The organism is Micromonospora sp. A3M-1-15 (genome assembly GCF_024213425.1).
Lineage (GTDB): Bacteria > Actinomycetota > Actinomycetes > Mycobacteriales > Micromonosporaceae > Micromonospora > Micromonospora chersina.
Map to the genome: position 1 here is coordinate 172674 of NZ_JANAVK010000005.1, position 12684 is coordinate 185357.

Consider the following 12684-nt stretch of genomic DNA (forward strand, 5'->3'; position numbering starts at 1 on the left):
CTGACGTCCAGGTCGAACTTGGCCGGCACGTCGTCGGTGGGGAACGACTCGGTGGACAGCTCGGGCAGCCGGGGCGCGGAACCGGCGCCGGTGGCCAGGTTCTGGAGAGTGAGCAGCACCTGGAACAGCGGGTGCCGGGCCAGCGAGCGGGCCGGGGCCAGCTCCTCGACCAGCCGCTCGAACGGCACGTCCTGGTGGGCGTACGCGTCCAGGGCGGTCTCCCGGACCCGGGCCAGCAGCTCCGCCACGGTCGGGTCGCCGGACAGGTCGGTGCGCATCACGAGGGTGTTGACGAAGAACCCGACGAGGTCGTCGAGGCCCTGGTCGGTGCGCCCGGCCACGGCCGCGCCGATCGGCACGTCGGTGCCGGCGCCGAGCCGGGACAGCACCACCGCGAGGGCGGCCTGCACGGCCATGAACACGGTCACCCCGGTCGCGCGGGCCAGCCCGACGAGGTCGCGGTGCAGCGCGGCGGGCACGTCGACCTCGACCAGGTGCCCCCGGTACGAGGGCTGCGCCGGGCGGGGCCGGTCGGTGGGCAGCTCCAGCTCCTCGGGCGCGCCGGCCAGCACCGCCCGCCAGTGGGCGACCTGCCGGGCGACCGTGCTGTCCGGGTCGTCCTCGGCGCCGAGCAGCTCGCGCTGCCAGAGCGCGTAGTCGGCGTACTGCACCGGCAGCGGGGTCCAGTCGGGGGCCCGGCCGGCGCGGCGCGCCGCGTACGCGGTGGCGACGTCCCGGGACAGCGGGCCCATCGACCAGCCGTCCGCGGCGATGTGGTGCACCACCAGCACGAGCACGTGCTCGTCCGGGGCGACGGCGAAGAGGGTGACCCGCAGCGGCACCTCCACGGCCAGGTCGAACGGGTACGCGGCGGCCTCGGCCACGCGGGCGGCCAGCTCGGCAGGGCGCACCTCGACCACCTCGACCCGGACGCCGGTCTCGGCCACCGGCAGCACCCGCTGGTGCGGCTCGCCGTCGGCGACCTCGTAGACGGTCCGCAGCACCTCGTGCCGGTCGAGGACGTCCCGCACCGCCGCGTCCAGCGCGGCCCGGTCCAGGTCGCCGGTGAGGCGCAGCGCCACCGGGATGTCGTAGGTGGCGCTGGGTCCTTCGAGCTGGCCGAGGAACCACAGCCGGCGCTGGGCGAAGGACAGCGGCACCCGGTCGGGGCGGGGCCGGGCGGTCAGCGCGACCCGGCCGGCCCGCGCGTCGCGCAGCCGCGCGGCGAGCGCCGCCGGGGTACGCGCCTCGAACAGCGCCCGGATCGGCACCTCCAGCCCGAGCAGCGCCCGGACCCGGCTGACCAGGCGGGTGGCGAGCAGGGAGTGCCCGCCGAGGGTGAAGAAGTCGTCGTCCACGCCGACCCGGTCGAGGCCGAGCACGTCGGCGAAGGCGGCGCAGAGCAGCTCCTCGCGGGCGTCGGCCGGGGCCCGGCCGGCGGGGCCGCCGTGGTCGGGGGCGGGCAGGGCGGCCCGGTCGAGCTTGCCGTTGACGGTCAGCGGCAGCGCGTCGAGGGTCACGAACGCGGCCGGCACCAGATACGCGGGCAGCCGCTCGGCGGCGTGCTCCCGCACGGTGTCGGCGATCGGCGCGCCGGCCTCGGCGGGCACCAGGTACGCGACGAGCCGCGGGTCGCCGGGGGTGTCCTCGCGGACCACCACGGCGGCCTGCGCGACGGCCGGGTGGTCGGCCAGCACGGCCCGCACCTCGCCCGGCTCGATCCGGAAACCACGGATCTTCACCTGGTCGTCGGCCCGCCCGGCGAAGACGAGTTGGCCGTCGGCGGTCCACCAGGCCCGGTCGCCGGTGCGGTACATCCGCTCCCCCGGCGCGTACGGGCAGGCCACGAAGCGCTCGGCGGTGAGGCCGGGCCGCCCGACGTAGCCGCGGGCGAGCTGCCGGCCGGCCACGTACAGCTCGCCGGTGACGCCGACGGGCACGGGCTGGAGCCGGTCGTCGAGCACGACGAGGCGGTTGCCGGCGACCGGGCCGCCCATCGGGACCCGCCCGTCGGGGCCGACGTCGACCGCGCCGGCGGTGACCATGACCGTCGCCTCGGTCGGCCCGTACGTGTTGACCAGGTTCCGGCCGGCGGACCAGGCGCGGGCCTGGGCGGTGCTGATCGGCTCGGCGCCGACCAGGATGGTCCGCACCTCGGGCAGTTCGGCCGGGTCGAGGGTGGCCAGCAGGGACGGGACCACGCTGGTGGCGGTGACGCCCTGGGCACGGACCAGGGCGGTGAGCTGCGCGGTGTCGGCGCGCTCGGCGGGCGCGGCGACCACCAGGGTGCCGCCGGCCACCAGGGTGACGGCCACGTCGAGCACCGAGGCGTCGAAGCTGAACGAGGCGAACTGGAGCACCCGGACGCCGGGGGCGGCGCCGAGCACCGGGCCGTAGTGCACCGCCATGCTGGCCAGGGCGGCGTGCGCGACGGCGACGCCCTTGGGCCGGCCGGTCGACCCGGACGTGTAGATGACGTAGGCGAGCTGCTCGGGCGCGACCCGGGGCAGCGGCCGGTCGGCGTCGTCCGCGCCGAGGTCGTCGAGGCGCAGCGCCGGCCGGCCGGGCAGCCGGTCGACCAGCTCGCCGGGGCCGGCCACGAGGGCGGCGCCGCTGTCGGCCAGCATGAACTCCAGCCGGTCGAGGGGGTACTCCGGGTCCAGCGGCACGTACCCGACGCCGGCCCGCCACGCGGCGACGACGGCCACGACCATCTCGGGTCCGCGCGGCAGGCAGAGCCCGACCACCGACTCGGCGCCGAGGCCCCGGGCCAGCAGCGCGCGGGCCAGGCGGGCGGAGCGGTCGTCCAGCTCGGCGTAGGTGAGCGTGACGCCGCCGCCCACGACGGCGAGCGCGCCGGGGTCGGCGGCGGCCCGCGCGGCGATCAGCTCCGGCACGGTCGCCGTGGGCCCGATCCCGACCGGCGGCTCGGGGAGCACCCGGCGCCGCTCGCCGGGGTCGAGCACCCCGATGGCGGCCAGCGACGTGCCGGGTGCCTCGTCGAGGGCGGTGACCAGGTTGGTGAGGGCCGTGGTGAGCAGGGCGCAGACCTGCGCCGGGTCGACGGGCGCCACGGCGGTGGCGGTGATCCCGAAGTGCGGCCCGTCCACGTCGACGGCGACGTCGAGGGGGTAGTTGGTCTGCTCGCGGGCGAAGACGGTGTGCATGCCGCGCATGCCGTCGCCCGCACCAGCCGGGGCCTGGTTGTGCCGGTAGTTGAAGATCGACGTAAAGACGGGGCTGCCGCCGGGCAGGCCGCTGGCGGCCTGGGCCAGGGCGAGCGGGGCGTGCTCGTGCACGAGCAGGTCGGCGAGCTGCGCGCGGAGGCCGTCGAGCGCCTCGGCGACGCCGTGCCCGGCGAGCCGGACCCGGACCGGCAGAGTGTTGATGAACAGGCCGGGCACCCGGTCGGCGCCGGCGCCGGCGTTCATCCGGCCGAACAGGACGCTGCCGAAGACCACGTCGTCCCGGCCGGAGACGGTGCCGAGCACCCGGGCCCAGGCCAGGTGGAACACGGTGGCGGGGCTGACCCCGTGCGTACGGGCCACCGCCCGGATCCGCTCGGCGAGCGCGTCGTCGACGGGGACGTGCGCGTGCACGGCGGCGGCGCCGTCGCCGTGCACGTCGGTGAGGCCGTACGGGGCGGTCGGCTCGGTGACGTCGCCGAGGAGGCGGGCGAAGTGCCGCTGGTGCGCCTCCCGGGAGAGCCCGAGCCGGGCCTGGGCGACGAACTCGCGGAACGGCACGGGCGGCGGCAGCTCGTCGCCGCGCCCGTCGAGGAACGCCTGGAGCTGGTCGAGCACCACGTCCAGGGCGGTGTGGTCCTGGACGAGGTGGTGGACGCGGAGCAGGGCGAGCCAGGCGCCGCCGGCCTCGCCGGCAACGTGCACGTGCAGCAGCGGCGCGGCGCCGAGGTCCATCCGGTCGCCCGCGGCGGCCAGCAGCGCCTCGACCGGGTCGGCGCCGGCCGGGTCGAGCGCGACCTCGCGCACCGGCAGCGGGGCGTGCCGCAGCACCACCTGCACGGGTTCGCGCAGCCCCTCGTGGACGATCGCGGTGCGGTAGACGTCGTTGCGGTCCACCACCCGCTGGAGGGCGGCCAGGAACGCGTCGAGCCGGTCCCGGGAGTCGAAGCGGACCACGGTCGGCGTGACGTAGACGTCGGGACCGTCGCCGAGCAGGTGGTGGAAGAAGATGCCCTCCTGGAGCGGGGCCAGAGGGTAGACGTCGGCCACGTTGGCCGCGCCGCCGCGAACGGCGGCCACCACGGTGGCGACCTCGGCGTCGGTGAGGTCGACAAGCGGCAGCATGGCCGGGGTGATCTCGTCGGCGCCGTCGGGGATGAGGTTCGGCGGGACGGCCACCGCGCCGCCGCCGGCCACGGCGGCCAGCCCGGCCGGGGTGGGCGTGGTGAACAGGGCCCGCACGGACAGGCTGACGCCCCGCTCGCGGAGCCGTTCCACGAGGGAGACCGCGAGCAGGGAGTGGCCGCCGAGGGCGAAGAAGTCGTCGTCGACGCCGACCCAGTCGATGCCGAGGACCTCGGCGAACGCCTGGCAGATCCGCTCCTCACGGGCGGTGGCGGGCGCCCGGCCGGCGCCGGCCGTGCCCGCGTAGTCGGGGGCGGGCAGGGCCTTGCGGTCCAGCTTGCCGTTGACGGTCAGCGGCAGCGCGGCCAGCACCACGAGGGCCGACGGCACCAGGTACCCGGGCAGCCGCGCGGCGGCGAAGTCGCGGACGGCCCCGGCCAGGTCGGTCTCCTCGGCGCCCTCGGCGGGCACCAGGTAGCCGACCAGGCGGGTGTCGCCGGTGTCCTGCCGGGCCACCACGGCGGCCTGCCCGACGGCGGGGTGCTCGGCGAGCGCGGCCGCCACCTCGCCGGGCTCGATGCGGAAGCCGCGGATCTTCACCTGGTCGTCGGCCCGGCCGGCGAAGACCAGCCGGCCGTCGGTCGTCCACCGCGCCCGGTCGCCGGTGCGGTACATCCGCTCCCCCGGCACGAACGGGCAGGCCACGAAGCGCTCGCCGGTCAGGCCGGCCCGGCCCACGTAGCCGCGGGCGAGCTGGGCACCGGCCACGTACAGCTCACCGACCACGCCCGCCGGCACCGGGTTGAGCCACTCGTCGAGCAGGTACACCGACAGGCCGGGCAGGCCGCGGCCGATCACGCTGCCGGCGTCCACGTCGGACGGTTCGAGGGCCTGGTAGGTGACGTGCACCGTGGTCTCGGTGATGCCGTACATGTTGACCAGCCGCGGCCCGGACTCCCCGTGCCAGGCCCACCAGTCGGCCAGCCGGGCCGGGTCGAGGGCCTCGCCGCCGAAGACGACCGCGCGCAGCGCGCTGGGCCGCAGGCCGGCGGCGAGAAGCTGGTAGAAGGCCGACGGGGTCTGCGACAGCATCGTCACGCCCTCGCGGGCGACGAGGTCGGCGAACTCCTGCGGGGACCGGGAGACGGCGTACGGCACCACGACGACGCGGCCGCCGTGCAGCAGGCCGCCCCAGATCTCCCAGACCGAGAAGTCGAACGCGAACGAGTGGAACCAGGTCCACACGTCGTCGGCGCGGAAGTCGAACAGGTCGCCGGTGGCGGCGAACAGGGCCACCACGTCGCGGTGCGACACCAGCACACCCTTCGGGGTGCCGGTCGACCCGGACGTGTAGATCACGTACGCCGGGTGCTCGGGGCGCAGCGGGCGGGTACGGACCGCCCGGCCCGTCCCGGCCGCCGGGTCGGGCTCGTCGAGCACCAGCACGGGCGCGCCGGGCGGCACCACCGCCGCGTGCGCGGTGCTGGTGAGCACGCAGGCCGCGGCCGCGTCGGCGAGCACGAAGGCGATCCGCTCGGCCGGATAGGCGGGGTCGATCGGCAGGTACGCGGCACCGGCCTTGAGCACGCCGAGCATCGCCACCACGAGGTCGGCGGTGCGGGCCATGACCACACCGACGAGGGACTCCGGTCCCACGCCGTGCCCGACGAGCCGGCGGGCCACCGCGTCGGCGCGGGCGTCGAGTTCGGCGTACGTGAGCCGGGTGTCGCCGTCGGTGAGCGCGACGGCGTCGGGGGTGCGGGCGGCCCGCGCCTCGAACAGGTCGGGCAGGGTGACCTCCGGGACCGGCACCGGGGCGGCGTTCCACTCCGTGAGGACGCGGCGGCGCTCGTCGGCGTCGAGCAGGGGCAGCGCGCCGATCCGCTGCCCGGGGTCGCGGGTGAGCGCGTCGAGGACCCGGACCAGCCGGTCGGCGAGGCGGGCGGCGGTGTCCGGCTCGAACAGGTCGGCGGCGGCGATCAGCGCGCCGCGCAGCCCGGCGGGGGCGCCGTCGGCGTCGTACGTCTCGTCGAAGCTGACGTCCAGGTCGAACTTGGCCGGCACCGCGCCGGTCGGCACCACGGTGGCGGCCAGGCCGGGCAGGTCGGCGCGGGGTCCACCGGACCGGTCCGCGTTCTGGAGGGTGAGCATCACCTGGAACAGCGGGTGCCGGGCCAGCGAGCGGGACGGCGCCAACTCCTCCACCAGCCGCTCGAACGGCACGTCCTGGTGGGCGAGGGCCTGCAACGCGTTCTCCCGCACCCGCGTCAGCACCTCGGCGACCGTCGGGTCGCCGGTCAGGTCGGTGCGCATGACCAGGGTGTTGACGAAGAACCCGACGAGGTCGTCGAGCGCCGGGTCGGTCCGGCCGGCGACGGCCGCGCCGACCGGCACGTCGGTGCCGGCGCCGAGCCGGGACAGCAGCACGGCCAGCCCGGCCTGGAGGGTCATGTAGAGGGTGACGCCGTGCCGGCGGGCCAGCCGGTGCAACCGGTCGTGCAGCTCCGCGGGGACGTCCAGGTCGACGAGGTGGCCGCGGTGGCTGGCCTCGGTGGGCCGGGGCCGGTCCGCGGGCAGGTCCAGTTCCTCGGGTACGCCGGCCAGGGCCCGCCGCCAGTGGTCGAGCTGGGCGGCGGCCAGGCTCTCCGGGTCGCCCTCGGCGCCGAGCAGGTCCCGCTGCCAGAGGGCGTAGTCGGCGTACTGGACGGGCAGCGGCGGCCGGTCGGGCGCCTCGCCGCGGAGCCGGGCGGCGTACGCGGTGGAGACGTCGGCGGCGAGCGGGGCCATGGACGCGCCGTCGCCGGCGATGTGGTGCACGACGAGGACCAGCACGTGCTCGTCGGGGGCGACGGCGAGGAGGGTGGCGCGCAGCGGCAGCTCGACGGCCAGGTCGAACGGGTGCGCGGCGGCCCCGGCCACCCGGTCGGCCACCTCGTCGGCGGCCACCTCCACGACCTCGACCCGGAAGCCGGTCTCCTCGACGGACAGCACCCGCTGGTACGGCTCGCCGCCGGCGACGGCGTACCAGGTGCGCAGCACCTCGTGGCGGGCCAGGACGTCGCGGAGCGCGGCGTCGAGGGCGGCCCGGTCGAGGTGGCCGGTAAGCCGCAGCGCGACGGGGATGTTGTAGGTGGCGCTGGGCCCTTCCAACTGGCCGAGGAACCAGAGCCGGCGTTGCGCGAAGGACAGCGGGACGCGCTCGGGGCGCGGCCGGGTGGTCAGCGCGACGCGGCCGGCGCCGGCGCGGGCCAGCCGGTCGGCGAGCGCCGCCGGGGTGCGCGCCTCGAACAGGGCGCGGATCGGCAGTTCGACACCGAAGACCGCGCGGACCCGGCCGACGAGGCGGGTGGCGAGCAGGGAGTGCCCGCCGAGGGCGAAGAAGTCGTCGTCCGGCCCGACGGCGGGCAGGTCGAGCACGTCGGCGAAGACCTGGCAGAGCAGTTCCTGCTGGGCGGTGGCCGGTGCGCGGCCGGCGCCGCCGGCGGTCCAGTCGGGGGCGGGCAGGGCGGCGCGGTCGAGTTTCCCGTTGCCGGTCAGCGGCAGGCGGTCGAGTTCCACGAACGCGGCCGGCACGAGGTACGCGGGCAGCCGCTCCTCGACGTGTGCACGGACGGTGTCGGTGACGGGCTGTCCGGCCTCGGCGGGAACGAGGTAGGCGATGAGGCGCTTGTCGCCTGGGGTGTCCTCGCGGACCAGCACGGCGGCCTGCGCGACGGACGGGTGGGCGGCCAGCACGGCCTCGACCTCGCCGGGCTCGACCCGGTAGCCGCGGATCTTCACCTGGTCGTCGGCGCGGCCGACGAAGACGAGCGTGCCGTCCGGCGTCCAGCGGACCTGGTCGCCGGTGCGGTACATCCGCCCGCCGTCGAACGGGCAGGGCACGAAGCGTTCGGCGGTCAGGGCGGCGCGGCCAAGGTAGCCGCGGGCCACACCGGCCCCGGCCACGTACAGCTCGCCGGGCACCCCGACCGGGACCGGCTGGAGCCGGTCGTCGAGGACGTAGACCCGGGTGTTGTCGAGGGGGCGGCCGATGGGCAGGACGTCGCCGACCTGGGCGGGGTCGGTGACCTCGTGCTGCGTGGCGCAGAGGGTGATCTCCGTGGGGCCGTAGAGCTGACGGACCCGCAGGCCGGGGTTGGCGTCCAGGACCCGGCGGGCCGCCTGCGCGGGCACCACGTCACCGCCGGTCAGCAGTTCCCGGATCCCGGCGAAGCAGCTGGGGTCCTGCTCGGCGAGGACCCGCAGCAGACCCGCCGTGACATGCACGTGGGTCAGGTCATGGCTGGTGACCAGCGCCCGGATCGCCGCCACGTCCGGCACCCCGGCCGGGGCGACGACCACCGTGCCGCCGGAGAGCAGGGGCACCCAGATCTCATACGTGGACGCGTCGAAGGCGTGCGGCGCGTGGAACAGCACCCGAGGGGTGTCACCCCAGCACCTGTCGCGCGCCAGACGCACCACGTCCCGGTGCGTCGTCACCACACCCTTCGGCACACCGGTCGAACCCGACGTGTACATGAGGTACGCCGCCGACGACGGCGACACCGCGGCCGGCGGATCCGCGACGGCGTCAGGCGAGCCGGGTAGGTCCACCCGCAGCAGCGTCAGCCCCTCGGCGCCGGTCACGAACTCGTGCCCGGCCGTCGGCTCGTGGACCAGCACCACCCGGGCGCCGGCGTCGGAGGCCACCGCCCGCATCCGGGCGACCGGCCAGGCGACATCCAACGGCAGGTACGCCGCACCGGCCTTCAGCACCGCCAGCAACGCCACGAGCAGTTCGGCCGAGCGTTCCAGCACCACGGCCACCGGCGACTCCGGACCGACACCCGCCGCCACGAGGCGACGGGCCAGCCGCTCCGCGCGGCAATCCAGCTCGGCGTAGGACAGCGACTCCTCGCCGCAGACCACGGCGATCCCGTCCGGGTCGGCGGCCACCCGGTCGGCGAACGCCTCGGGCACGGACATGTCCACCGCCGGGACGGCAGTGTCGTTCCAGTCGACCAGGACCTGCCGCCGCTCGGCCGGGTCGAGGGCGGCCACGGCGCGCAGCGGGGTGGCCGGTGCGTCGGCCAGGGCGTTGACGAGGTTGTCTAGGCAGGTGACCAGCAGGGCGCCGACCTTCGCGGGGTCGGCGGGGGCCATGGCGTCGACGGTGAGGCTGAAGGCCGCCTCGTCGGCGTCGACGGCCACCGCGAGGGGGTAGTTGGTGAGGTCGCGGGCGGAGACGACCCGCATCCCGTCCAGTTCCTCGCGGGCGGCGGAGGGCTGGCTGTGCCGGTAGTTGAAGATCGACGTGAAGACGGGGCTGCCGCCGGGCAGGCCGCTGGCGGCCTGGGCGAGGGCGAGCGGGGCGTGCTCGTGCACCAGCAGGTCGGCGAGCTGGTCGCGCATGCCGGCCACCGCGTCGGCGACGCTGCCCCGGTCGAGGCGGACCCGGACCGGCAGCGTGTTGATGAACAGGCCGGCGACCCGGTCGGCGCCCGCGCCGCCGTTCATCCGGCCGAAGAGGACGGTGCCGAAGACGACGTCGTCACGGCCGGAGGCGGCGGCGACGGCGCGGGCCCAGGCGAGGTGGAACAGGGTGGCGGGGCTGACCGCGTGGGCGCGGGCCAGCTCGCCGACCCGGCGGGCCAGGTCGCCGTCGACGCGCAGGTGGGCCTGGGCGGAGGCCATGCCGCCGGCGTGCACGTCGAGCAGCCCGTACGGGGCGGTCGGTTCGGTGACGTCGCCGAGCAGGTCGGCGAAGTAGCGCTCATGCTCGGCGCGCGGGACACCGAGCCGGGTCGCCGCGACGAACTCGCGGAACGGCACCGGCGGGGGCAGCTCGTCGCCGCGTCCGGTGAGGTAGGCGCGGAGTTCGTCGAGGAGCACGTCCAGCGCCGTGTGGTCCTGGACGAGGTGGTGGACGCGGATCAGGGCGAGCCACCGCCCGGTGCCGGGTTCGGCGGCGACGCCGGCGGTCATGAGCGGCGCGCGGCGCAGGTCCATGCCGGCCGTGCCGGCGGCGAGGAGCTGGTCGGCCGGGTCGGGGCCGGACGGGTCGAGGCGCAGTTCGGCGACGGGGAGTTCGGCGTGGCGCAGCACCACCTGGACGGGTTCGCGCAGGCCCTCCCAGAGGACGGCGGTGCGGTAGACGTCGGTCCGGTCGACGACCCGCTGGAGGGCGGCGAGGAAGTCGTCGAGGCGGCGCCGGTCGTCGAACTGGACGACGACGGGGGTGACGTAGACGTCGTCGCCGTCGCGGTCGGCCATGAGGTGGTGGAAGAAGATGCCCTCCTGGAGCGGGGCCAGGGGGTAGACGTCGGCGATGTTGGCCGCGCCGCCGGGCACGGCGGCCACGACTGTGGCCAGTTCCGCCTCGGTGAGGTCGACAAGCGGGAGCATGGCCGGGGTGAGCGCGGTGGCGCTGTCGGGGATGAGGTTCGGCGGCACGACCACGTCGCCACTGCCGGCGACGGCGGCCAGGCCGGCCGGGGTGGGGGTGGTGAACAGGGCGCGGACGGACACCGGCACGGCCCGCCGGCGCAGCCACTCGACAAGCGACACCACCAGCAGCGAGTGTCCGCCGAGGGCGAAGAAGTCGTCGTCGACGCCGACCCGGTCGACGCCCAGCACGTCGGCGAACGCCTGGCAGATCAGCTCCTCCCGGACGGTCGCCGGGGCCCGGCCGGCGCCGGCCGCGCGCGCGTAGTCGGGGGCGGGCAGCGCCGCGCGGTCGAGCTTGGCGTTGACGGTGAGCGGCAGCGCGTCGAGCGGGACGAGCGCGGACGGCACCATGTAGCCGGGGAGTCGTTCGGTGGCGTGAGCGCGCACCGCGGGCACGAGCCCGTCGCGGTCGGCGCTGTCGGTGGGCACCAGGTAGGCGACGAGCCGGATGTCGCCGGGGCTGTCCTCCCGGGCGACCACGGCGACCTGTGCCACGTCGGGGTGCTCGGCCAGCACGGCCTCCACCTCGCCGGGCTCGATCCGGAACCCCCGGATCTTCACCTGGTCGTCCGCGCGACCCGCGAACACCAGTTCCCCGCCGGCGGTCCAGCGGACCCGGTCACCGGTCCGATACATCCGGGCACCGGGCTCGAACGGGCACGCCACGAACCGCTCCCCCGTCAGCCCGGCGCGGCCCAGATAGCCCCGCGCCAGCCCGGACCCGGAGACGTACAGTTCGCCGGTGACCCCCGGCGGGACCGGGTTCAGGGCGTCGTCCAGCACGTAGACACGGGTGTTCGCGATCGGCGAGCCGATCGGCACGGCACCACCCGGCAGATCGGCACGGCAGCGCCACACCGCGGCGTTGACGGTCGTCTCCGTCGGCCCGTAACTGTTGAACATCACCCGACCCTCGGCCGTCCACCGCTGAACCAGCTCCGGCGGACACGCGTCACCACCCACGTCCAGGACGAACGACGGATCCAGGGCGTCGTCCGGGACGGTCGCCACCACCGCCGGCGGCAGCGTCGCGTGCGTGACCCGCTGGTCCACGAGGAAACGGGCGAAGTCGGCGCCCAGCCGCTGCTCCGGCGGCACGGTGACCAGCGCCGCACCCGACAACAGCGCGAGGAGCCACTCCTCGCAGAACATGTCGAACCCCACCGACGCGAACTGCGCCACCCGACTACCAGGGCCCACCCCGAACCGGCCATGACTCGCCGACAGGTTCACGAACCCCGCGTGCGACACCACCACACCCTTCGGCCGACCCGTCGACCCCGACGTGTAGATCACGTACGCCGGATGACCCGGCAGCAACGGCGCCGACCGGTCCGCGTCGGTGAGCGGGGTCTTGCGGGCGCGGCCGAGCCGGCGGCGGGTGGCCGGGTCGTCGAGGAGCAGCACGGGCAGTTCCGCGGGTGCGCTCCCGGCGGTGGCGGTCTGCGCGAGGGCCAGCACCGGCGCGGCGTCGGCGAGCACGTAGCCGATCCGGTCGGCCGGCTGGTCCGGGTCGATGGGCAGGTACGCGCCGCCGGCCTTGAGCACACCGAGGATGGCCACCATGAGGTCGGCGGAGCGGGTGAGCAGCAGCGCCACCACCGACTCGGGTCCGACGCCGGCCTTGACGAGGTGCCGGGCCAGCCGGTTCGACCGATCGTCGAGGTGGCGGTAGCTGAGCTTGACGCCGCCGCTGACCACGGCGGGCGCGTCGGGGGTACGGGCGGCCTGGGCGCTGAACAGCGCGGGCACGAGGCCGTCCGGCACCGGCACGGCGGTGGCGTTCCAGTCCCGCAGGATGCGGTCCCGCTCGCCGGGGCCGAGCGGGTCGAGGGTGCGCAGCCGCAGCCCCGGGTCGGCGGCGACGGCGGCGAGGACCCGGGCGATCTGGCCGGCGATCCGCGCCACGGTGTCGGCCTCGAAGAGGTCGGCGGCGCCGACCAGGGAG

General features: G+C 76.2%; 1 protein-coding gene (cut by both window edges). It reads right to left on the bottom strand.

The whole window is internal to a non-ribosomal peptide synthase/polyketide synthase gene (locus NLX85_RS24950) on the bottom strand: the coding sequence, 26241 nt in all, runs 12340 nt past the left edge and 1217 nt past the right edge, and what appears here is coding positions 1218-13901 — codons 406 (partial) to 4634 (partial); reading right to left, the first codon wholly in view occupies positions 12681-12683. Both codon boundaries (start and stop) fall beyond the window edges.